Source organism: Micromonospora sp. LZ34 (genome assembly GCF_052981855.1).
This window is the reverse complement of sequence record NZ_JBRIQN010000032.1, coordinates 21,832-43,896: the sequence shown is the minus strand read 5'-3', so window position 1 is coordinate 43,896 and position 22,065 is coordinate 21,832. Positions and strand designations below refer to the sequence as shown.

The 22,065-nt window shown below is 72.9% G+C and carries 17 protein-coding genes; 2 read left to right on the top strand and 15 right to left on the bottom strand.

What is annotated here, in order from left to right; genetic code table 11:
• Positions 1-67: 67 nt before the first annotated feature.
• From ACVCAH_RS27135 to ACVCAH_RS27105, 7 genes are all read right to left on the bottom strand, one after another.
• Positions 68-1,261: a glycosyltransferase family 4 protein gene (locus tag ACVCAH_RS27135; protein ID WP_447139050.1), complete on the bottom strand. Its 1,194-nt coding sequence runs from the start codon at positions 1,259-1,261 to the stop codon at positions 68-70.
• The gene (locus ACVCAH_RS27130) at positions 1,255-2,412 is read right to left on the bottom strand and encodes an O-antigen ligase family protein (protein WP_447139049.1); all 1,158 of its coding nucleotides are present in this window, start codon (positions 2,410-2,412) and stop codon (positions 1,255-1,257) included. The genes ACVCAH_RS27135 and ACVCAH_RS27130 overlap by 7 nt, the downstream gene beginning before the upstream one ends.
• Before the next feature lie 130 nt (positions 2,413-2,542).
• Positions 2,543-3,808 (bottom strand): lipopolysaccharide biosynthesis protein, encoded by a 1,266-nt coding sequence (locus ACVCAH_RS27125; RefSeq protein ID WP_447139048.1) that lies wholly within the window; start codon positions 3,806-3,808, stop codon positions 2,543-2,545.
• Between the two features lie 344 nt (positions 3,809-4,152).
• Positions 4,153-6,021, bottom strand: a complete 1,869-nt coding sequence (locus tag ACVCAH_RS27120; protein WP_447139047.1) for a polysaccharide biosynthesis protein — start codon at positions 6,019-6,021, stop codon at positions 4,153-4,155.
• Between the two features lie 157 nt (positions 6,022-6,178).
• Positions 6,179-6,823, bottom strand: coding sequence for an acetyltransferase (locus ACVCAH_RS27115; RefSeq protein ID WP_447139046.1), 645 nt, complete (start codon positions 6,821-6,823; stop codon positions 6,179-6,181).
• Positions 6,820-7,968, bottom strand: coding sequence for a DegT/DnrJ/EryC1/StrS family aminotransferase (locus ACVCAH_RS27110; RefSeq protein ID WP_447139045.1), 1,149 nt, complete (start codon positions 7,966-7,968; stop codon positions 6,820-6,822). Before ACVCAH_RS27110 ends, ACVCAH_RS27115 begins: the two co-directional genes overlap by 4 nt.
• Positions 7,969-7,990: 22 nt before the next feature.
• Positions 7,991-8,677: a sugar transferase gene (locus tag ACVCAH_RS27105; RefSeq protein ID WP_447139044.1), complete on the bottom strand. Its 687-nt coding sequence runs from the start codon at positions 8,675-8,677 to the stop codon at positions 7,991-7,993.
• Between the two features lie 224 nt (positions 8,678-8,901).
• Here ACVCAH_RS27105 and ACVCAH_RS27100 point away from each other — a divergent pair, with 224 nt between their 5' ends.
• Positions 8,902-9,858 (top strand): DUF389 domain-containing protein, encoded by a 957-nt coding sequence (locus ACVCAH_RS27100; protein ID WP_447139043.1) that lies wholly within the window; start codon positions 8,902-8,904, stop codon positions 9,856-9,858.
• A gap of 6 nt (positions 9,859-9,864) precedes the next feature.
• Here the strand turns inward: ACVCAH_RS27100 and ACVCAH_RS27095 are convergent, their stop codons facing one another.
• Entirely contained in the window at positions 9,865-10,299 is a 435-nt protein-coding gene (locus ACVCAH_RS27095) for a hypothetical protein (RefSeq protein WP_447139042.1), read from the bottom strand.
• Between the two features lie 263 nt (positions 10,300-10,562).
• Positions 10,563-13,031 carry a Tex family protein gene (locus tag ACVCAH_RS27090; RefSeq protein ID WP_447139041.1) on the bottom strand — a complete coding sequence of 823 codons (2,469 nt, stop codon included), beginning with the start codon at positions 13,029-13,031 and terminating at the stop codon, positions 10,563-10,565.
• A 124-nt stretch (positions 13,032-13,155) separates the two neighbouring features.
• Between ACVCAH_RS27090 and ACVCAH_RS27085 the strand changes: the two genes are divergently transcribed.
• Positions 13,156-14,667 (top strand): deoxyguanosinetriphosphate triphosphohydrolase family protein, encoded by a 1,512-nt coding sequence (locus ACVCAH_RS27085; RefSeq protein WP_447139040.1) that lies wholly within the window; start codon positions 13,156-13,158, stop codon positions 14,665-14,667.
• A 36-nt stretch (positions 14,668-14,703) separates the two neighbouring features.
• Here ACVCAH_RS27085 and ACVCAH_RS27080 read toward each other — a convergent pair whose 3' ends face one another.
• From ACVCAH_RS27080 to ACVCAH_RS27055, 6 genes are all read right to left on the bottom strand, one after another.
• The gene (locus ACVCAH_RS27080; RefSeq protein ID WP_447139039.1) at positions 14,704-15,849 is read right to left on the bottom strand and encodes an MBL fold metallo-hydrolase; all 1,146 of its coding nucleotides are present in this window, start codon (positions 15,847-15,849) and stop codon (positions 14,704-14,706) included.
• 100 nt (positions 15,850-15,949) lie between these two features.
• Positions 15,950-16,969 (bottom strand): serine hydrolase, encoded by a 1,020-nt coding sequence (locus ACVCAH_RS27075; RefSeq protein ID WP_447139038.1) that lies wholly within the window; start codon positions 16,967-16,969, stop codon positions 15,950-15,952.
• A gap of 93 nt (positions 16,970-17,062) precedes the next feature.
• A complete protein-coding gene (locus ACVCAH_RS27070) occupies positions 17,063-18,007 on the bottom strand; it encodes an SDR family NAD(P)-dependent oxidoreductase (protein WP_447139037.1) in 945 nt (314 codons plus the stop codon).
• Positions 18,004-19,188, bottom strand: coding sequence for a zinc-dependent alcohol dehydrogenase (locus ACVCAH_RS27065; RefSeq protein WP_447139036.1), 1,185 nt, complete (start codon positions 19,186-19,188; stop codon positions 18,004-18,006). The genes ACVCAH_RS27070 and ACVCAH_RS27065 overlap by 4 nt, the downstream gene beginning before the upstream one ends.
• 177 nt (positions 19,189-19,365) lie before the next feature.
• A complete protein-coding gene (locus tag ACVCAH_RS27060) occupies positions 19,366-20,130 on the bottom strand; it encodes a succinate dehydrogenase/fumarate reductase iron-sulfur subunit (protein ID WP_447139035.1) in 765 nt (254 codons plus the stop codon).
• Positions 20,127-22,064, bottom strand: coding sequence for a fumarate reductase/succinate dehydrogenase flavoprotein subunit (locus tag ACVCAH_RS27055; RefSeq protein WP_447139034.1), 1,938 nt, complete (start codon positions 22,062-22,064; stop codon positions 20,127-20,129). Before ACVCAH_RS27055 ends, ACVCAH_RS27060 begins: the two co-directional genes overlap by 4 nt.
• Position 22,065 lies beyond the last annotated feature (1 nt).

The following is a 22,065-nucleotide window of genomic DNA, read 5'->3' as shown; positions in this document are numbered from 1 at the left end:
CCGGGACGGCTGGACCGCGCTTAACCGGCAGGTACGCGGCGTGGCCCAGGGGGTAGGGGCCGACGGATCATGTGACCAGCTCGTCGAGGAGTCGCTGCAGGCGCTCGGCCATCACCGTGCGGGAGCGGTGTTCTTCGATGTACCGCCGGCCGCGCCTGCCCATCTCGGTCAGAGTGCTGTCGTCCACCTCGGCGAGCTTGCGAAGGCCGGCCGCCAACTCGTCGGTCTGAACGCTGACCCCGGAGTCGCTGGATGCCAAGATCTCCTCGGGCTCCCCCGGGCAATTGTTGATCACCGGCAGACCGGCGGCGAGGTAGTCGTACAGCTTGTTGGGGCTCGCGCCCAGGCGGTAGACGGGGCTGTCCACGAGGACGTGTATCCCGATGTCCGCGCCGCGGAGGATTCCGCGTAGCTCCTCCTTCGGCAGCGGGTCGAGGAAGTGCAGGTTGGTGAGGCCCTCGGCCTTCGCCCGTCGAACCAGATCCTGTTTGTCATGGCCGTCCCCGATCAGGACGAACGTGTGCTCGGGCAGTTCGGCGACGGCGTCGAGCAGTCTGCCCAGGCCGTTGATCGGTCCGTGCGAACCGGCGAACACGAAGAGCCGGCCTCGTACTGGGACCCGGTCCGGCAGCGGCCGGTACAGGTCGTGGCGCAGGTCGAAGTCCTCGGGCTCGGCGCTGTTGCTCACCCACGTCAGCTTGGCCGGGTCCACCCCCGCCTGCGCGAAGTAGTCGCGCCAGCCGTGCGCCACGATCACGATCCGGTCGGCCCGGCGGTAGAGCCAACGCTCGAGTCCCCGCAGCCCCCGATGGGTGAGTGAACCGCGCCGCAGGTATCCGGTGCTGACCATGGCCTCCGGCCACAGGTCACGCACCTCCAAGATGAACCGGGACCGGCGGAGTCGGGCGAGTGCCCACCCGGCCACCGGCGTCAGGATGTGCGGGGACGATGCGAACACCACGTCTGGCCGCGGCTGGCGCAGGGCGGCGAAGAAGGCGTTGCGTGCGTAGCTGACCCAACTCAGCACCCGGCGATGATCGTTGCGGGTGTAGCCGGTAACCGGAACTGTGACGAAATGCGGGTCGTCCGGCACGTACTCGCGTCGGGTGACATGGTCCAGGCCGGCGGCGATGATGCTCCACTCCCAACCCTCCAGCCGGCCGAAGAGTTCGACGTGTCGGGTGCCGCCCGCGTGCGATAGCGGCTTGGCGTAGTGGTTCAGAATGAGAACCCGTCGCGTCTGCGTTGGTTGTTCTACCACCGTGCGACCTCCTGTTTCTGTGCGCGGCGTCCGAATCCGGAAACGGGCTGCTGGACCGCGACGGCGGCGAGGATCCAGAAGAACCGGGTGTCGAAGTAGTCGCCGGAGAACATGCTGGTGAGCAGGATGTATATGGCTGCGACGGCACAGCCGATTTGCTCCTTCGGGATCAAGGACCATGGCCGTCCGTCCCACCACCACCGGCATATGGCGAACACCAACAAACCAAGGCCGATCAGGCCGGTTTCCGCCGCCACGGCAGTCAGGTAGTTGTGGGGATATCCGAAGCCGATTGCCGCGTAGAAGCTGTCGAGACCGGCTCCGGCAAGAGGGTGCTCGAGGAACATGCGCCAGGCCGCCGAGAGCAACTCGGGGCGGGTCGAGTAGTCGCTGCTCTCGATGCCTGCGCTGGAGTACCGGGTCTCCGCGACGGAGGCGAAGCGTTCACCGACCGCGGCCCACACCAACCAGGCGGAGATGCCGCCGACCAGGACCGTGCCGAGCAGTATGGAGGCCCGTCGCCGGGCGAAGAAGACGAAGAAGATCATCGCAGCCCCGACCAGGGCGACCAACCCCCCTCGGGATCCTGAGAGTACCGCTGCGGTTCCCAGCAGAGGCAGCGGCGACAGCAGCCACCACCGTCGCGAAAGCACCGCAAGGGCGATGGAGGCGATCAGCCCCATCGCCACCACCCGGACGAAGACGTTCGGTCCTCCGCCGAACGCGGAATAGCGTCCCTGGCTCTGCGGACCCGCGGCCAGGGCGCCCAGGGCGTAGGCGATGCCCGCGACGAGCATGAGTACCAGCAGCACCCTGGCGGCGCGTCGGGGATTGCCGACTGTCAGCGCGGTGGTGACCAGCACCAGGATCCACAGTGTCAGCAAATCCCAGAGGGCCTTGTCGGTGCGAGCGCCGAACGGTGCCCAGAGGAAGGCCAGCATCTGCACGCCGATCAGCGCGCTGAAGACCAGGAAGAACCGAGGCCACGGCTGGGCCCGGCCCCGTACCGTCTGGCTCACGTGCCAGACAAGGGTTACGCCCAACAATCCGAGGCAGGCCGGTATCCGCAGGTCCTGGCCGTTGTAGATGGAAAGCCCGGCCCGGTCGAGGGTGAAACGTCCGGCGAGTGCGACGACGAACAGAGCGGTCAACAGTGTCACGGGAAGCCCAGGCTGCTGGTGCCGGGGCGTGCTGGCTCGGGGGGCCCGGTCTGGGACGATCATCGGGTACGTGCGGTACCCCTGGGTCGCTGATGGCATGACTGCTCGTTTCTCAGAAGGATCAATCAGGTAGGGCGGGAGGCGCCAGTTGGTCGTCAGCCGCGCCAGTAAGCCGTCGACGGGCTACCCCGACGGTGGCGGGCGGGGCGGAGGGGCATGGCAGGGTGGCCGAACTCATCACCGCGAGGAGCGCACCGACGCCGTACGCGACCGCGGAAGCGACCGCCGCGCCGAAGGCCCCGTGCCCGGGTATGAGCAGTAGGTAGCCGGCGAGCGCGATCACCATGGCCGGAATGTCGGCCACCAGTGCGCTGCGTGCCCGTCCGGTCGCCACGGCCAGGCCCACTGCGATCCGACTGACGCTGTAGAAAAGCGTGCCGATGGCCAGGGGTGGTAGGAGTTCCAAGGACTGGCGGTACTCGGGTCCGAAGACGGGCACCATCGCGAGATGGCCGGCGACCAGCAGACCGACTGCGGTGGCCAGACCGTAGGCGGCGGCACCGAGCAGCGGCCGGACCAGTCGAAGCTCGCCGGCGAGGAACCGGCGATGCCAGCGCGACGCCTGGGCGTCGACGTACGACTGGACCGGCCAGGTCACGAACTCGGCCAGCGTGGCGACCACGATGTACAAGCCCAGTTGTTCGTAGGAGCCCAACCACGGCAGCAGGAGCCGGTCGGCGCGAAGCATGACCACGCTGGCCAGGCCGGCCGGGAGAAGCCGGAACCCGAGCCGGCGCACCTGCCGGAGGTTGTGCGTGGGGTCGGAACCGCCGGCCCGACGGCGGCGCAAGAGCACCCAGGCGACGACGGGCGCGGTGCTCAGCGCGGCACCGTAGATGAGCAGCCAGAGGGCGGGGGATCTGTTGCCGAGTGTGGTCAGCATGGTGACGGCCATGATCAGGACGAGTTGACCAGCGACCGTCCCCATCACGAATGGCCCAGCGACTCCGGAGGCAGCCGCGCCTGTGCGTACCGCCGCCCCGGCCATCATGGCGAGGGCGGCGACCAGGAAGGCCAGCAGGGTGAGACCGCCTCCGCTCGAGGTCCCCGCGCCGATCATGAAGACGAACGGCAGGCTCACGGCCAGCACGACGACGGTGGACGGAAGGATCAGCCGCAGGGCGTCCGTGGTCGCCGTGATCGGACTGCGACCCGGCGAGACCGATGCCGGGTAGGCGCGGTCGGTGCCCGCCAAGGCGACGATGTTGCACACGTACGTGACCTGGAGCAGCAGAGCGAGGTTGCCGCGTCCGGTAGGACCCATCGCGCGGGCGGCCAAGGCGTTGATCAGCAGGCTCGCCGCCCCGACCGCGAGCTGTGCCCCCACGAGGTGCCCAGCCGTCTGCAGCGGTGACGAAGCCGCGCTCCGGCCGCGTCGGGTGACCTTCGCGTCCGTTCGCCCAGGCGTGGCCGCCGGCGGGGACACGGTCACTGGAGCGGTCCCGAAGGGCCTCGTCGGACGCGGCCGCCGGCCGCTCCGGCCGCCGCCCGCCCGCGCGCCCGGAACGGGAGGGCCGGCCACGCCGGCCCTCGCGGTGCCTCCTGACCCGAGCCACGCCTCTCTTCGCTCGATGTCACCTCGCGTGAACTCCCCTCGTCACGACCTGTCGTACGGACGGGGCGGCGAGTCGGCGGGGAGTCGCGCCCCACCCGCCGGGCCGCCCCGGCCAGTCAGCCCAACAGCGGCACCTGCTGAGCTGGACCGAATACCGAACCCGCGGGATGGCTGCACAGCTGGGCCAGCTGCGCGACGACCTTCTCCGGTTCCTCGTATGGATCGAGGCCGCTCACCTCCATCGGATCCAGCGCTGGCACCGCCACGTGCGAGATCAGCGGGTGCAACGGCCGGTTGTCGGTCTCGCCAGTGCCCAGCAGGTCCTCGTGCAGCTTCTCGCCGGGCCGCAGTCCGGTGTAGACGATCGGCACCGAGCTCTGCGCCTGCTCGGCCATCTGCCGAGCCAGGTCGGCGATGCGCACCGGCTCGCCCATGTCGAGCACCAACGCCTCGCCGTCCCGGCCGATCTCCGCGGCCTGCAGCACCAGGTGCACCGCTTCCTGCACCGTCATCAGATAACGGGTCACCTCGGGGTGGGTGACGGTCAGCGGGCGGCCCGCCTCGATCTGCCGCTGGAACGCGGTCACCACCGAGCCCCGGCTGCTCAGCACGTTGCCGAACCGGACGCTGAGGAAGGTGCCGGCGAACCGGGAGGCGGCGTGCGCGGTCAGCCGCTCGGTGATCCGCTTGGAGTAGCCGAGGACGCTGATCGGGTCGGCCGCCTTGTCGGTGGAGATGTTCACGAACTTGGCCACGTCGCGGCAGGCGTCCAGCACCGACAGGGTGCCCCAGACGTTCGTCTTGACCGCCTCGCCCGGGTTGCGTTGCAGCAGGGTGAGGTGCTTCAGCGCGGCCGCGTGGAAGATCACGTCCGGCCGGCGTTCCTGGATGATCCGGCGGATGCCCTCGTCGTCGCGCAGGTCGGCGAGGATCAGCTCGGGGCCGTCGAGCAGGGCCCGGCCGGCCAGCGACATCTGCAGGCTGTGCAGGGCCGACTCGTCGCGGTCCAGCATCATCAGCTCGCCCGGGTCGGCCTCCATCAGCTGCCGGCACAACTCCGAGCCGATCGAGCCGCCGGCGCCGGTGACCAGGACGCGGCGACCGGCGAGGCTGTTGGTGCTCAGCGGCAGGTCGGCGACCACCTGGCGGCGGCCGAGCAGGTCGCTGATCCGCACGTCGCGTACGTCGGTGACGGTGATCCGATGGTCGACCAGGTCGCGGACCGGGGGCAGCACCTTGAACGCGGCGCCGGTCTGGAGGGTGGCCTCACGGATCTGCCGGATCAGCGCGGCGTCGGCGTTGGCGACCGAGAAGATCACCGTGGTGGCCCCGGTGCGGCGGACGGCCGCGCCGACGTCGTGCCGCCCACCGAGCACCCGTACCCCGCCGATGCGCAGGTCGCGCTTGTCCGGGGCGTCGTCGAGCGCGCCGACCGGCAGGTACCGGCCGCGCGGGTCGCTGAGCATGGCCCGCAGCAGGCCCTGCCCGGCGTCACCCATGCCGAACAGCAGCACGGGCGTGGAGGAGCGGACGTCCGGCCGCATGGCCAGGTCCCGGCGGTGGCGGTAGGCGAACCGGGCGCCGAGCATGAACAGCAGGGCGAGCGCGCCACCGACCAGCGGGGTGCTCGCCGGGACCGGCCGGTCGGCGGACGGCAGCAGGCCCAGCAGCACGATGCCCGCCGTCGTGATCGCGGTGCCGGCGACGCCCTGCACCTCCTGGAGGCTGCCCAGTGGGTGCCGGCCCGAGTAGAGCCGGCGCACCGCGGCCACCGCGACGTGCACGACGGCGGCGATGGCGGCGACGCCGGCGGCGCGGGCGAGCAGGCCGGGCGGCGGTTGGAACTCGTAGCGGGTCCAGGCGGCCGCGAGGAAGCCGCCGACCCAGGCGGTGGTGTCGGTGGCGAGGAAACCGGCGGCCCGGCGGCGCGCCCTGGCCCGGCGCGATGTCAGTTCCGTACGGGTGCTCTCTGTGTCCCGCGGCATGTGTGCTCCCTGTCCCGTCTCCGGCCGCTCCCACCACACGGCGGCGAAAGGGCTTTTGTCCTCGTTTAAGTAGTTACATGCCGTCACTTGTCTTTTGGGCGGTTTCGCGATTGCCGGCCGAACGTACCGGCGGCGTTCGCCGCGTGGGTAGCTCCGCTCACCGGGCGGGGACGCCCTTGACCACCACGCCGTCCGGCACGTCCCGTACGACGCAGGCGCCCGCGCCGACCGTGCTGTCCCGCCCGACGCGCAGCCCCTGCAGCACCGCGGCGGTGGTGCCGATCAGCACCCCTTCGGCCAGGTGGCAGTCACCGGAGACGGCGGCTAGCGGGTTGACCGAGACGTAGTCGGCGAAGGTGCTGTCGTGGCCGACGGTGACGTTCTGGTTCAGGTGCACGTGCCGGCCGATGGTCACGTTGGTGGTGACCCGGGCGCCCGCGAACGCGACGAACCCCGGCCCGTGCTCGGTGTCCGGTCCGATCGTCGCGGCCGGGTGGATCAGGCTGGCCACCGGCGTGGCGTAGCGGTCGACGCGCTGCGCCACCGCGCGCCGGATCCGGGGGTCCCCGATGCCGATGACATGGTGGGTGTCCGGCGGCGCGTCGCGCAGCCAGGCGAGCCCGCCCAGGTACGGCACGTCCAGCCGCTGCACCCGCTTGAGGTTCTCCTCGGAGGGCCGGTCGTCGAGGAAGCCGAGCAGCCGCCAGCGCGGGCGGGTGAGGCCGGCGTCCATCGCCCGGGCGATGGACAGCACCTCCCGGCCGTGGCCGCCGCAGCCGACGACCACCAGTGGGGTCGTCACGTCGTCGCCGCTCCCGTCCGCAGGGCCAGGAACTCGTCGATCGCGCCGAGCACGAACCCGATCTGCCGTTCGGTCAGCGCGCTGCCGCTGGGCAGGGTGAGTCCTTCGGCGAAGAGCGCGTCGGCCGCCCCGGTGAGCAGGCTCTCGGCCCCGGCGTAGGCCGGTTGCCGGTGCATCGGCTTCCACACCGGTCGCGTCTCGATCTCCCGGCCGGCCAGGTGGGTGGCGAGGTCCGCCACTCGCCAGCCGGCCCGCTCGGGGTCGACTCGGATGCAGGTGAGCCAGCAGTTGGCGTCGGTGTCCTCCGCGCCGATCAGCTCGACTCCGGGCACCGGCGCGAAGAGCTTGGCGTAGCGGTCGCGCAGCTGCCGGCGGCGGGCGATCATTCCGTCGAGCCGGACCAACTGGGCCCGGCCCAGCGCGGCCAGCAGGTTGCTCAACCGGTAGTTGTAGCCGGTCTCGCGGTGCTCGTAGTGCGGCAGCGGCTCGCGCGCCTGGGTGGCCAGGTGCCGGGCCCGGGCCAGCAGCGCCAGGTCGTCGGAGACCAGCATGCCGCCCCCGGAGGTGGTCATGATCTTGTTGCCGTTGAAGGAGAGGGCGCTGATCCGACCGAACGAGCCGGCCGCCCGGCCGTCGTGCCGGGCGCCGAGCGCCTCGGCCGCGTCCTCCACCACCGGTACGCCCGCGTCCGCGCAGAGCGGCAGCAGGGCCGTGTAGTCGGCGCAGCTGCCGAACATGTCGACGGGCACGACGGCGCCCACCCGCTCGCCGCGGCCGGCCAGCCGGCGCAGCAGTTCGGCCAGCAGGGCGACGTCGATGTTGCCGGTGTGCGGGTCGCAGTCGACGAAGACCGGCCGGGCGCCGGTGTAACGGACCGCGTTCGCGGTGGCCACGAAGGTCACCGTCGGCACGACGACCGCGTCACCGGGGCCCACCCCGACGCCCACCAGGGCCAGGTGCAGGGCGGCGGTGCCGGAGCTCACCGCGACCGCGCCCCGGGTGCCGACCCGCTCGGCCACCTCGCGCTCGAACGCGTCGAGGTCGGGGCCGACCGGCGCGACCCACCCCGAGCGGAGGGCGGCGAGCACGTACGACTCCTCCAGGGGCCCGACGTCGGGGGGCGACAGGTAGATGGTCCGGCTCATCGGGCGCCTCCGGGGCGGGTCGTCATACCGGGGTGCGGTCGCGGTCGCGGGACGCCGACCAGTACGGCGTGCCGAGGAACTCGGGGGCGGTCGGGGAGCCGGCCGCGGCGATGCCCTCCCGGCGCAGCACGGTGCGGACGGTCGCGGCGAGGATCGACAGGTCCAGCCGGAGGCAGTGGCTGTCGACGTACTCCACGTCGAGGTCGAACTTCTCCTCCCAGCTGAGGCCGTTGCGGCCGCGTACCTGGGCCAGTCCGGTGACGCCGGGCCGGACCTCGTGCCGGCGGGCCTGGGTGGGGGAGTAGCGGGCGAGGTACTCCGGCAGCAGCGGGCGCGGCCCGACCAGGCTCATGTCGCCGCGCAGCACGTTCCAGAGCGTGGGCAGCTCGTCCAGGCTGGTGGCGCGCAGCCAACGCCCCAGCGGGGTGAGCCGGTCGCCGTCGTCGATCAGGCCGCGGCTCGGGTCGGGCGACCGCATGGTGCGGAACTTGACCACCTCGAAGAGCCGGCCGTGCAGTCCGGCGCGGCGCTGGCGGAACAGCACCGGACGGCCGAGTCCGAGCGCGACCAGGAGCGCCACCACCGCGAGCACCGGCGCGGCGAGCACCAGCAGCACGGCGGCGACGGTCACGTCGAGGATCCGCTTGCCGCGGTCGGGCCGGGCCTGCTGCCGCGGCGGGCGTTCGGGCGCGTTCACGAGGGCAGGCACCGGCACCGTTTCGACCTCCCGCAACAGTCATCGCGTTACAAACAGGTTTTATCAGGCAAATAGGTCGCAGCAGCGGCGAATAGCGACACTCAGGCAGCAACCCGTCGGATCAACCCCAGAACTCCCACCGAAGAAACGGCTCTGACCAGGCAGATCCCACGGACAGCCGGACCGGACGGGCGGGCAGTAGAGTGCTCGACGGCCGATCGGGCGAGGGGAGTGCCGTGCTGCACCTGCGGGTCATCGTTCCGCCGGACCAGTCCTCGGCCGTGACGGACCTGCTGGCCGCCGAACCCGGCGTGACCCACCTCGCGGTGCTCGCCGACGCCGCGCGCCAGCCCCGGGGTGACCTCATCCTCTGCGACGTGGTCCGGGAGAGCGCCGACAGCGTGCTGCATGGGCTGCGGCAGCTCGGCGTGGAGGCGCGCGGCGGCATCGCGGCCGACGACGTGGAGCTGACCATCTCGACGGCCGCCGACCGGGCCGCCCGTACCGCGCCCGGCAGCGGAGCGGACGCGGTGGTCTGGGACGAGATCGCCGCGAAGACCGGCGAGCAGACGGAACTCTCCGCCACCTACCTGGTGCTGATCATCGTGGCCACGATGATCGCCGGCATCGGTGTCCTGCTGGACCAGCCGATCCTCATCGTCGGCGCGATGGTGGTCGGCCCCGAGTTCGGCCCCCTGGCCGCGCTCTGCGTGGCGTTGCTGCGGCGGCGGGGGCGGGTCGTCCTCCGGTCGGTGCAGGCGTTGGTGGTCGGCTTCCTGGCCGCCATGGTGGCCACCGTGCTGAGCACCTGGGCGCTGGACGCCGCCGGTCTGGTCACCCGCGACATGCTGCTGGCCGAGCGACCGTTGACCGACTTCATCTGGCGGCCCGACGCGCTCTCCTGGGTGGTCGGTCTGCTCGCCGGGGTGGCCGGCATGCTCTCGCTCACCTCGAAGAAGTCCGGCAGCCTGGTCGGCGTGCTGATCTCGGTGACCACGGTCCCGGCCGCCGCCAACGTCGCGGTCGCCGCCGCGTACCGGGTCTGGCACGAAGCGGCCGGCTCGGCGCTGCAGCTGGTGATCAACCTCTGCGCGATCGTGCTCGCCGGGTTGCTCACCCTCCTCGTGCAGCAGCTCAGCTGGTGGCGGCTGACCCGGCGCGCCGCTGACCGGCCCGCGCGGCGGGGGCGCTGAGCCCGGTCACGGCCACGCGTCGCCGGCGTCGAGCCGGCCGGCGAGCAGCGTCCGCAGCGGCACCGACTCGCCGTCCCGGCCGCCCTCGCCGACGATCAGCGGCGCCGGGCTGGGCGGTGGCGCGGCGCCGAACAGCCGGGCCCGCAGACCGCCAGGCACGGTCAGCAGGTAGAACCGCCCGTCGACGTCCACCGCCCGGCTCCGGGCCCGGTCGACGTACCAGCCGGTGAGCCGGGTCCGGTAGCGGCCCCGTCCGGCGTATCCGCGGGCGACCAGCCGGGTGGTGGCCAGGCCGCGTCGGGTCGCCTCGGCCACGAACCCGGCCACCAGCTCGGCGGCCTCGGCCCGCTCCGTCGCCCGTCGTCGCTCGTCGGCCGCCGCGTGCGCCCGTACCGCGCGCTGCTGCCGCTCCCGCCAGTCCAGGCTGTCGTCCGCACTCACGACCGCGACGGTACGCCCCACCCGGCCGCCCGCCGCCGCGTGGCCGCGTGATCTCCACCGGCTCGCCGGGCAGCACCTTCCGGCCCGGGGCGGCCCGGCGGATCGGGGCACCAGGCTGGGGCGCTGTGGAGCTGAGTCGTCTGTGACATCAGCTCCACAGCGTCCGACACCTGCGGCCGGCCGTGTGCATACCGCGCGACGGGCGGTAGCCGACGCTCTCGGCCGTCGGGACCCGGCGCGCGCCGCGCCCGGCGTGCGCTACGTCAGGCCAGGCCGGCCCGGCGCAGCGCCTCGGCCATCGCGTCGTTGGCCGGGGCCGGGCCGCCCCGGCCCTGCCGCTGCGTCCCGCCGCGTCCGCCCTGGCCGTCGCGGGCGCCGCCGCGTCCGCCCTGGCCGTCGCGGGCGCCGCCGCGTCCGCCCTGGCCGTCCCGGGTGCCGCCGCGTCCGCCCTGGCCACCGCGTCCGCCCCGGCCGCCCTGGGCGTCGCGCTGCGGGCCGCCCTGCTCGCCACGGGGACCGCCGCGCTCACGGCGGCCGCCCGGCTCCGCGTCGTCCTCGAGCCGCAGGGTCAGCGAGATCCGCTTGCGGGGTACGTCGACGTCGAGCACCTTGACCCGGACCACGTCCCCGGACTTGACCACCTCGCGGGGATCCTTCACGAACGTCCGGGACATCGCCGAGACGTGCACCAGGCCGTCCTGGTGCACCCCGACGTCGACGAACGCGCCGAACGCGGCCACGTTGGTGACCACCCCCTCCAGCACCATTCCGGGCACCAGGTCACTGATCTTCTCCACCCCCTCGACGAAGGTGGCGGTGCGGAACTCCGGCCGGGGGTCGCGGCCCGGCTTCTCCAGTTCGCTGAGGATGTCGGTGACGGTGGGCAGGCCGAACGTGTCGTCGACGAAGTCGGTGGCCCGCAGCCCGCGCAGGATGGTGCTCTTCCCGATCAGCGACCGCAGGTCCTGCCCGGTGTGCGCGAGGATCCGGCGCACCACCGGGTACGCCTCGGGGTGCACGCTGGAGGAGTCCAGCGGGTCGTCGCCGTCGGGGATGCGCAGGAAGCCGGCGCACTGCTCGAACGCCTTCGGGCCGAGCCGGGGCACCTTCTTCAGCGCCGCCCGGGAGCGGAACGGGCCGTTGGCGTCCCGGTGCAGCACGATGTTCTCCGCCAGCCCGGCGCCGATGCCGGAGACCCGGGTCAGCAGCGGGGCCGAGGCGGTGTTGACGTCCACCCCGACGGCGTTCACGCAGTCCTCCACGACCGCGTCCAGCGACCGGGAGAGCTTCACCTCGGACAGGTCGTGCTGGTACTGGCCGACGCCGATCGAGCGCGGGTCGATCTTGACCAGCTCGGCGAGCGGGTCCTGCAGGCGGCGGGCGATGGAGACCGCCCCGCGCAGCGAGACGTCCAGCCCGGGCAGCTCCTGGGCGGCGTACGCGGACGCCGAGTAGACCGACGCGCCGGCCTCGGAGACCACCACCTTCGTGAGGTTGAGCTGCGGGTGCCGCTTGACCAGCTCGCCGGCGAGCTTGTCGGTCTCCCGGGAGGCGGTGCCGTTGCCGATCGCGATCAGCTCCACCCGGTGCGCCGCGGCGAGCCGGGCCAGGGTCTCGATCGAGGCGTCCCACTGCCGGCGCGGCTCGTGCGGGTAGATCGTGTCTGTGGCGACGACCTTGCCGGTGGCGTCGACCACGGCGACCTTCACGCCGGTGCGCAGGCCCGGGTCCAGGCCCATGGTGGGCCGGGCGCCGGCGGGCGCGGCGAGCAGCAGGTCGCGGAGGTTGGTGGCGAAGACCCGGACGGCCTCCTCCTCGGCCGCCTGCCACAGCCGCATCCGCAGGTCCGCGCCGAGGTGGATGAGGATCCGGGTGCGCCAGGCCCAGCGCACCGTGTCGGCCAGCCACCGGTCCGCCGGCCGTCCGGCGTCGGAGATGCCGAACCGGGCCGCGATGGCCGCCTCGTAGCGGCTCGGGCCGGTCGGCACGGCGTCCGCCGCACCCTCCGACTCCGGCTCCATGGTCAGGTCGAGCACGCCCTCCTTCTCGCCCCGGAACATCGCCAGGATCCGGTGCGACGGCAGCTTCGGGTACGGCTCGGCGAAGTCGAAGTAGTCCGCGAACTTCGCGCCGGCCTGCTCCTGCCCCTCGCGCACCCGGGAGACCAGCCGGCCCCGGGACCACATCTGCTCGCGCAGCGACCCGATCAGGTCCGCGTCCTCGGCGAACCGCTCGATCAGGATGGCCCGGGCACCGTCCAGCGCGGCGGCCGCGTCCGCGACGCCCTTCTCCGCGTCGACGAACCCGGCGGCCGCCTCCCGCGGCTCCCGCGTCGGGTCGGTCAGCAGCGCGTCCGCCAAGGGCTCCAGCCCCGCCTCGCGGGCGATCTGCGCCCGGGTCCGCCGCTTCGGCTTGTACGGCAGGTAGATGTCCTCCAGCCGGGACTTGGAGTCGGCGGCCATGATCTGCGCTTCCAGCGCCTCGTCCAGCTTGCCCTGGCCGCGGATCGACTCCAGCACGGCGGCCCGCCGCTCGTCCAGCTCGCGCAGGTAGCGCAGCCGCTCCTCCAGGGTGCGCAGCTGGGTGTCGTCGAGCAGGCCGGTGGCCTCCTTGCGGTACCGGGCGATGAACGGCACGGTGGCGCCGCCGTCGAGCAGCTCCACGGCCGCCCGCACCTGACGCTCGGCGACGCCGAGCTCCTCGGCGATCCGCTGATGAACAGAGAGGGTCACGATCTCGATCCGCCTTCGGTCTGGGTTCCGCTCTGCATTGTGCCGGCCCGCCCCGACGACCGTCGTCGCGCCCGGCCGGGCGACCCGTCGTCGGCGTCCGCTCGGCTGCGCTAGCGTGGCGATCATGGAGCAACCTGCGGAGCCGCGCGCCCGGCGGCTCTTCGGCGGCAGCGCCCGGGCCCTCGGCGACCTGGCGGTGAGCCCGTTCCGCGCGGACCGGGACCGGATCGTCGGCTCCCCGTTCTTCGCCCGTCTCGGCGGGGTCACCCAGGTGATCAGCCCGGTCGGCAGCGGCCTGCTGGTGCACAACCGGCTCACCCACAGCCTCAAGGTCGCCCAGGTGGCCCGGGCGATCGCCGAGCGGCTCACCGCCGACGGCGAGCACCGTGACCTGCTGGCGAAGCTCGGTGGCTGCGACCCGGACGTGGTGGAGGCGGCGGCGCTCGCGCACGACCTCGGCCACCCGCCGTTCGGGCACCTGGGGGAGCGGGTGCTGGACCGGCTGGCCCGGCACCGGCTGGGGCTGACCGACGGCTTCGAGGGCAACGCCCAGTCGTACCGGATCGTCACCAGCACCGAGATCCGGGGCGCGGCGACCACCGGCCTGGACCTTACCGCGGCCGTCCGGGCGGCGATGCTGAAGTACCCGTGGACCCGGCTCGACCACCCCGACCCGCACCCCCGGCTGATGGACCCGCCGCCGCGCGGGGCCACCCCGCCGCCGGACGACCCGGCCAGCGGCTCCTCGAAGTTCGGGGCGTACCGCACAGAGGTGGACGACCTGCGCCAGGCGCGGGAGCCGTTCGTCGGCCGGATCGCGGACTGGCAGCAGACCGTCGAGGCGTCCGTGATGGACACCGCCGACGACATCGCGTACGCCATCCACGATGTGGAGGACTTCTACCGGGTGGGGGTGCTCCAGCAGGGCGCGGTGGCCGCCGAACTGATGGCCTGGCAGCGCGAGAGCGGGCACTTCCGGGCCATCACCGACGCGGCGCTGGCCAGCGCGGCCCGCCGGCCCGGCGCGGCGATCGAACGGCTGCGCCGGCAGCTGCACCACAAGGACGCCTGGGTGGCCGACGACGAGGCGTTCGCCGCCGCGGTTGAGCACGTCCGCGAGGAACTGGTCGAGGGGCTGCTCGCGGTGCCGTTCGACGGCTCGATCGAGGCCGAGCAGTACGTGGCCCGCTTCTCCGCCCGGTGGACCACCCGCCTGGTCGACGCGATCACCGTGGTCGAGCAGCCCTCGGTGCGGTCCGGGCACGTGCTGCTGGCCCCGGCGCAGTGGCACGAGGTGCAGGTGCTCAAGTTCGTCCACCACCGGTTCGTGCTGGCCCGCCCCGACCTGGCGCTGCACCAGCGCGGTCAGGCCCGGCTGCTGGGCACGCTGGTGGAGGCGCTGCTGGACTGGCTGCTCGACCCGGCCGAGGAGTCCCGGCTGCCGCGCCGGCTGCACGACCTGGTGGAACTGGCCGAGGCGGAGCTGCATCCGCGTACCCCGGACCGGATCGGCAAGGCCCGGGGCCGGGCGATCGTCGACTTCGTCGCGCAGCTCACCGACAACCAGGCGGTCGCCATGCTGGATGCGCTCTCCGGCCGCTCCGGGGCGCTCTGGACCGACGCCTTCGTGCTCTGACCGGCGCCCGGAGACCGGCCGCCCGTCCCGACCCGCTCAGGCGACCGACTGCCACCAGCCGTCCACCGCCGGCGGGTCGTCCACCACCACCCGCTCGCCCGGCCGCGGTACGGCCAGCCGCACGTCGCGCGCCTTGGCCTCGGCCCAGAGCCGGTCCACCGGCTCGGCCCAGTCGTGCAGGGCCAGGTTGAAGGTGGCCCAGTGCACCGGGATCAGCAGCCCGCCCCGCAGGTCGAGGTGGGCGGTGACCGCCTCCTCCGGGAACATGTGGATGCTCGGCCAGGCCCGGTCGTACGCGCCGATCTGCATCAGGGTCACGTCGAACGGCCCGTGCTCCGCGCCGATCTCGGTGTAGCCGTCGAAGTAGCCGGAGTCGCCGGTGTAGAAGACCCGGCGCCGCGCCCCGGCGATCACCCAGGAGCTCCAGAGCGTGCCGTCGCGGCGCAACCCTCGGCCGGAGAAGTGCTGGGCCGCGGTGGCGGTGATCTCCAGCCCGCCCACCCGGTGGGTCTCCGACCAGTCCAGTTCGACGATCCGGTCCGCCGGGACGCCCCACCGGTCGAGGTGGGCGCCGACCCCGAGCGGCACCAGGAACGGCGCGGACTGGCTCGTCAGCAGCGCCTGCACCGTCGCCATGTCCAGGTGGTCGTAGTGGTCGTGGGAGATCAGGATCGCGTCGACGCGCGGCAACTCGTCGAGGCGTACCGGCGGCTCGTGCAGCCGGCGGGGGCCGACCAGGGCCGACGGCGAGCACCGTTCGCTCCACACCGGGTCGAGCAGCACCCGCCGGCCCTCGATCTCGATCAGCGCGGAGGCGTGGCCGTACCAGACGACGTTCAGCTCCCGCTCGCTGTCGGTGCCCGGCGTGCTGGCGGGCCGCAGCAGCGGCACCGCCGAGCGGGGCCGGCGCTGCTGCTTGCCGAAGACCAGCTCCCAGAGCAGGTTCCGGCCGGGATCGGCGACCATCGTCCGGGTGCTCGCCCGGTTGTGGAAGGTGCCGTCGCGGAACTGCGGCGAGCGGGCCGCCCGCTGCGCCCGGGTACCGGTCAGCCGGCCGCCGAGCGCCGCCGGCACGTCCCGGGCGACCCAGGCCAGCCCGGCCAGCGCGGCGAGCCCCACGCTGCCGCCCAGCCGGCGCCCCCACGCCCGGTCGAGTTCCGATCGCCCCGCTGGTCGCCGCATCGTCGTCCCCTCCGCCGTCTCCCGCCCTACACGGTAGCCACCGCGGCACCGCCGTGGTCGGGCGAATCCGACGGCCACGGCGGGCGACGGCGCGGGCGGCTCAGCCGCCGTTGCTCGGCCGTTGGGCGGCCAGCCGGTGGGTGACACCGGCGCCGGTGAGCGCGCCCGTCAGGTCCAGCATCCGCCGGCCCAGCCGGGCCCGGGCCGCCACCGCGGGGTGGGTGGCGCCGAAGTTGTCCGGGTCGGCCTGCCCGTCGGCGAAGAGCACGTACGTCACCAGGGGCGCCCCGGCGGCGTCGAAGATCACGCCGGCCTCGTGCCGGGCGTCGGCGAACCAGCCGGCCTTGGTGGCGATCCGGGCCCGCTCGGCCGACGAGGTGGTGCGCCGGATCCCGTCGTTGAACGCGATGGGGGAGCGCAGCAGCTTGAGCAGGAACGCGGTGCCGGTCGGCGACAGCAGGGTGCCGGCCACCAGCGCCCGCAGCAGGTCGTGCGTCTCGCGGGGCGTGCTGGTGCCGAGGAAGAACCGGTTCGGGTTGGCCACCGGCTGCACCTGGGTGTTCGGGAAGCCCTTGGCCACCAGGATGCTGTTCAGCTCGGCGGCCGGGCAGACCAGGCCGCAGAGGCGTACCGCGGTGTCGTCGGAGACGGTCAGCAGGGCCGCGAGGGCGTGGCCGAGGGTGACCGAGCTGGGGTACGCGGTGTCGAGGCTGAAGATCCCGTCCCCGCCGGGCACCACGATCGCCTCGGTCACGTCGACCCGCTGGTCCAGCGTGAGCAGCCCCCGGTCGACCTTGTCCAGCACCGCCACCGCGACCGCGATCTTGTTGACGCTGTACGCCTCGAGCACCTGGTCGGGCGAGTCGGCCACGGCGGCCAGCGGCCCGTCGGCGGTGGCCAGGCTGAGGTACGCCTGCCAGTTGCCCCCGGCGGCCGTCGTCTCCCGCAGGTAGGCCGCCGCCAACAGCGGCGCCACCAGGTCGGGCCGGGTGAAGGCGCGGGAGGACAGGCCGGTGACCGTCCGGCCCGGGCCGGGGTCAGCGGCGGCGGGCACGGCGCCTCCCAGCACGGTGCCGGCGGTGGCCACCGTGCCGATGCCCAGTGCGGTCCTGCGGTTCACCCTGATAGCCAATCGTCACTCCCGTCGGGTCCGGATCGTCTCCTCCGGCCACCTTAGGCGAAAAGATCGACGCCGGTGATCCCGGCGGGCCGCTCATGGCAGCCGACGCCGCAGCGCCGATCCGACCGCGCCGGGCAGGCCGCCGACGGCGCGGGCCAGTTGCCCGAGGTCGGGCAGCCAGCCGCCGCGCACCGCGGCGCCGGACGGGTCGGGGGCGAACACCACCCCGTCGTGCGGCGGGGTCCGGCGGTCGGTCAGCGCGGCCAGCCGCATCAACGGTCCGACCAGGACGTCGTAGACGCCGGGCAGCACGGTGAAGCCGACCCGCATCACCGTGTTGGCCCGGCCCACCGAGACCTCCCGGCGGGGCCGCTCGGCGCAGTCCAGGATGGCCCGGGCGACCCGCTCCGGCGTGGTGATCGGCAGCGGCGGGCGGCCGAGGCGGCCCAGGTGGTTGGCGGCCCGCTGGTAGACCGGGGTGTCCACACTGCCCGGATTGACCAGGCAGACCGCGACGCCCGGGACCTCCCGGGCCTCCTGCTGCAGCACCCGGGTCAGCCCCTGCAACCCCCACTTGCTGGCCACGTAGCCGCTCAGGTAGGGGGCGGTGATGCGCCCGAGCACCGAGCCGGTGAGGATCAGCGTGCCGCCGCCGGCGGCCCGGAAGTGCGTGAGCGCCACCCGGGCCACCGCCGCGGCGGCGAGCAGGTCGGTGCGTACCACCTGCTCGAAGACCCGCTCCGGGGTCTCCTCGAACCGCCCGTACGCCATCACCGCCGCGGTGTGAACCCAGACGTCGAGGCGGCCGAAGCGGTCCAGCGCGGCGTCCGCGAGCGCGCCGACCGCGCCGGGCGCCGTGACGTCGGTCGGCACGTCCAGCGCCCGCGCGCCGGCGGCCGCGCACTCGGCGCGTACCTCGGCCAGGGTGGCAGCGGAGCGGGCGGCGAGCACCAGGCGGTCCCCACGCCCGGCGAAGACCCGGGCGGCCGCCCGGCCGATCCCGCTGGTGGCCCCGGTGACCACCACCACCCGGCTCACGGTTCGAGCACGACCTTGACGCAGCCGTCCGCCTTCTGCTGGAACATCTCGTACGCCTGCGGCGCCCGGGCCAGCGGCACCCGGTGGGTCCGCAGGTCCGCCACGCCCAGCGGGTCGTTGTCGCCGGTGAGCAGCGGCATGATCTCGTCCACCCAGCGGCGTACGTGGCACTGTCCCATCCGCAAATGCACGCCCCGGTCGAACATCTCCATCAGCGGCAGCGGGTCGACCTCGCCGCCGTACACCCCGGAGACGGAGACGGTGCCGCCGCGGCGGACCGCCTTGAGCGCGGCCTTGAGCACGACCAGCCGGTCGACGCCGACCTTGTCGGTCATCGTTTGGGCGAGCTTGTCTGGCAGCAGGCCGGCGGCGGTCTGGGCGAGCTTGCCGACCGGCGCGCCGTGCGCCTCCATGCCGACCGCGTCGATCACCGCGTCCGGGCCGCGCCCGTCGACCAGGTCGATCAGCGTGCTCGGCACGTCGTCCAGTGCGCTGACGTCGAGCACCTCGACGCCGTGCCGGCGGGCCATCTCCAGCCGCTCCGGCACCAGGTCCAGCCCGATCACCCGGTCCGCGCCGAGGTGCCGCCCGATCCGGGCGCAGAACTGCCCCACCGGGCCCAGCCCGAAGACGGCGAGGGTGCCGCCGGGCGGGGTGTCGGCGTACTTCACCGCCTGCCAGGCGGTGGGGAGGATGTCGGAGAGGTAGAGCCAGCGCTCGTCGGGACCGGTCTCCGGCACCTTGATCGGGCCGAACTCGGCGTACGGCACCCGCAGGTACTCGGCCTGCCCGCCGGGCACCGAGCCGTAGAGCGAGGTGTAGCCGAACAGCGCGGCGCCCTTGCCCTGCGCGGTGACCTGGGTGGTCTCGCACTGCGCGTAGAGCTGCCGGTCGCACATGCAGCAGGAGCCGCAGGCGATGTTGAACGGCATCACCACCCGGTCGCCGGGCTTGAGCCGGGTCACCCCGGGCCCGGCCTCCTCGACGACGCCCATCGGTTCGTGGCCGAGCACGTCGCCGGGCTTCAGGTACGGTCCGAGCACCTCGTAGAGGTGCAGGTCGGAGCCGCAGATCGCGGTGGAGGTGATCCGGACGATTGCGTCCGTGGGCTCCTCGATCCGTGGGTCGGGCACTTCCTCGACCCGTACGTCCCGCTTGCCGTGCCAGGTCAGTGCCTTCATGCCGCGCCCCTTCCACCACCGTCCCGGTCCTGCTACCCGCGCACGGGCGGTTGAACCGGCGGGCGTCCGCCCGGGCGGCGGCGCGCCCGGGCTGCCGTGCGGGACCCCCGGGGAGGAAGCGGACGGGCCGCCACACCCCGGTCAGGGATGTGGCGGCCCGCCGTCGACGTCCGCCGGTCAGGAGCCGGGGGTGTTGTGGCCCCGCTTGGTGGTGGCCTTCAGGTAGTCCCGGTTCAGCCGGCCGATGGTGTTCAGCGGGATGCCCTTCGGGCAGACCACGGTGCACTCGCCGGCGTTGGTGCAACCGCCGAAGCCGGCCTCGTCGTGCGCGTCGACCATCCCGATCACCCGGGTGTACCGCTCCGGCTGGCCCTGCGGCAGCAGCGAGAGCTGGGTGACCTTGGCCGCGGTGAAGAGCATGCCGGAGCCGTTCGGGCAGGCCGCCACGCAGGCGCCGCAGCCGATGCAGGCCGCCGACTCGAAGGCGGCGTCCGCGTTGGCCTTGGCCACCGGGGTGGAGTGCGCCTCGGGCGCGCTACCGGTCGGCGCGGTGATGTAGCCGCCGGCCGCGATGATCTTGTCGAACGCGTTCCGGTCGACGACCAGGTCCTTGACGACCGGGAAGGCCCGGGCCCGCCACGGCTCGATGTCGATCGTGTCGCCGTCGGAGAACTGCCGCATGTGCAGCTGGCAGGCGGTGGTGCCGCGCTGCGGCCCGTGCGCGTTGCCGTTGATCATCATGCCGCACATGCCACAGATGCCCTCGCGGCAGTCGTGGTCGAACGCCACCGGGTCCTCGCCCGCGAGGATCAGGCGTTCGTTGAGCACGTCGAGCATCTCCAGGAACGACATGTCCGGGGACACGTCGTCGACCTGGTAGGTCACCATCCGACCCTTGTCCTCAGGGCCCTTCTGGCGCCAGATGCGCAGGGTCAGGTTCACTTGTAGCTCCGCTGCGTGGGGTGGACGTATTCGAACTTCAGGTCTTCCTTGTGCAGCACGGAGGGCTCGCCGGTGGCGGTGAACTCCCAGGCCGCGACGTACGAGAAGTGCTCGTCGTCGCGCTGGGCCTCACCGTCCTCGGTCTGGTGCTCGGCCCGGAAGTGGCCGCCGCAGGACTCCTCGCGGTGCAGGGCGTCGATGCACATGAGCTCGGCCAGCTCGAAGAAGTCGGCCACCCGGCCGGCCTTCTCCAGCGACTGGTTGAGCCCCTCGCCGTCGCCGAGCACCCGGACCCGCTGCCAGAACTGGTCGCGCAGGGCCCGGATCTCGTCGATCGCCTTGCGCAGCCCGGCGTCACTGCGCTCCATGCCGCAGTGCTCCCACATGATCTGGCCCAGCTCGCGGTGGAACGAGTCCACCGTCCGGTCGCCGTTGACCGCCAGCAGCCGCTGGATCCGGTCCTCCACGTCGCGGCGCGCCTCCACCGCCGCCGGGTGGCTGGCGTCGACCTTCTCGAACGGGCCCTCGGCCAGGTAGTTGGCGATGGTGTTCGGCAGCACGAAGTAGCCGTCCGCGAGGCCCTGCATCAGCGCCGAGGCGCCGAGCCGGTTCGCGCCGTGGTCGGAGAAGTTCGCCTCGCCGATCACGAACAGGCCGGGGATGGTCGACTGCAGGTCGTAGTCGACCCAGAGGCCGCCCATCGTGTAGTGCACGGCGGGGTAGATCCGCATCGGGACCTCGTACGGGTCCTCGCCGGTGATCCGCTCGTACATCTCGAAGAGGTTGCCGTACTTCGCCTCGACCGCCTTGCGGCCGAGCCGGTTGATGGCGTCGGCGAAGTCCAGGTAGACGCCGAGCCCGCCCGGGCCGACGCCGCGACCCTGGTCGCAGACGGCCTTGGCGGCGCGGGAGGCGATGTCCCGGGGCACCAGGTTGCCGAAGGAGGGGTAGATCCGCTCCAGGTAGTAGTCCCGCTCGTCCTCGGGGATGTCCTTCGGGCTGCGGTTGTCGCCCTTGGCCTTCGGCACCCAGACCCGGCCGTCGTTGCGCAGCGACTCGCTCATCAGGGTCAGCTTCGACTGGTGGTCGCCGGAGACCGGGATGCAGGTCGGGTGGATCTGGGTGTAGCAGGGGTTGGCGAAGTACGCGCCCTTGCGGTGCGCCCGCCAGGTGGCGGTGACGTTGCAGCCCTTGGCGTTGGTGGAGAGGTAGAAAACGTTGCCGTAGCCGCCGGAGGCGAGCACCACCGCGTCCGCGAACTCGGTCGTGATCTCGCCGGTGACCAGGTCCCGGACCACGATGCCCCGGGCCTTGCCGTCGACGACGATCAGCTCCAGCATCTCGTGCCGGGTGTTCATCTCCACGTTGCCCAGGCCGATCTGGCGCTCCAGCGCCTGGTACGCGCCGAGCAGCAGCTGCTGGCCCGTCTGCCCCCGGGCGTAGAAGGTGCGCTGCACCTGGGCGCCGCCGAACGACCGGGTGTCCAGCAGGCCGCTGTACTCGCGGGCGAACGGCACGCCCTGCGCCACGCACTGGTCGATGATGTTGAGCGAGACCTCGGCCAGCCGGTGCACGTTCGACTCCCGGGAGCGGAAGTCGCCGCCCTTGACGGTGTCGTAGAAGAGCCGGTGCACCGAGTCGCCGTCGTTGCGGTAGTCCTTCGCGGCGTTGATGCCACCCTGCGCGGCGATCGAGTGAGCCCGGCGCGGGCTGTCCTGGTAGCAGTAGGACTTGACCCGGTAGCCCTGCTCGGCGAGCGTGGCGGCGGCCGAGCCGCCGGCCAGGCCGGTGCCGACCACGATCACGGTCAGCTTCCGGCGGTTGGCCGGGTTGACCAGCTTGGCCTCGAAGCGGCGGCGCTTCCAGCGGGTGTCGATCGGGCCGTCGGGAGCCCTGGTGTCGGCGATCGGGTCGCCCTCGGTGTAGAGATCCATG

Coding starts and splice junctions, on each gene's coding strand:
- ACVCAH_RS27120 (WP_447139047.1), bottom strand. CDS start 6,021: ATGCCGCGGGACACAGAGAGCACCCGTACGGAACTGACATCGCGCCGG.
- ACVCAH_RS27055 (WP_447139034.1), bottom strand. CDS start 22,064: ATGGATCTCTACACCGAGGGCGACCCGATCGCCGACACCAGGGCTCCC.
- ACVCAH_RS27080 (WP_447139039.1), bottom strand. CDS start 15,849: ATGCGGCGACCAGCGGGGCGATCGGAACTCGACCGGGCGTGGGGGCGC.
- ACVCAH_RS27085 (WP_447139040.1), top strand. CDS start 13,156: ATGGAGCAACCTGCGGAGCCGCGCGCCCGGCGGCTCTTCGGCGGCAGC.
- ACVCAH_RS27065 (WP_447139036.1), bottom strand. CDS start 19,188: ATGAAGGCACTGACCTGGCACGGCAAGCGGGACGTACGGGTCGAGGAA.
- ACVCAH_RS27110 (WP_447139045.1), bottom strand. CDS start 7,968: ATGAGCCGGACCATCTACCTGTCGCCCCCCGACGTCGGGCCCCTGGAG.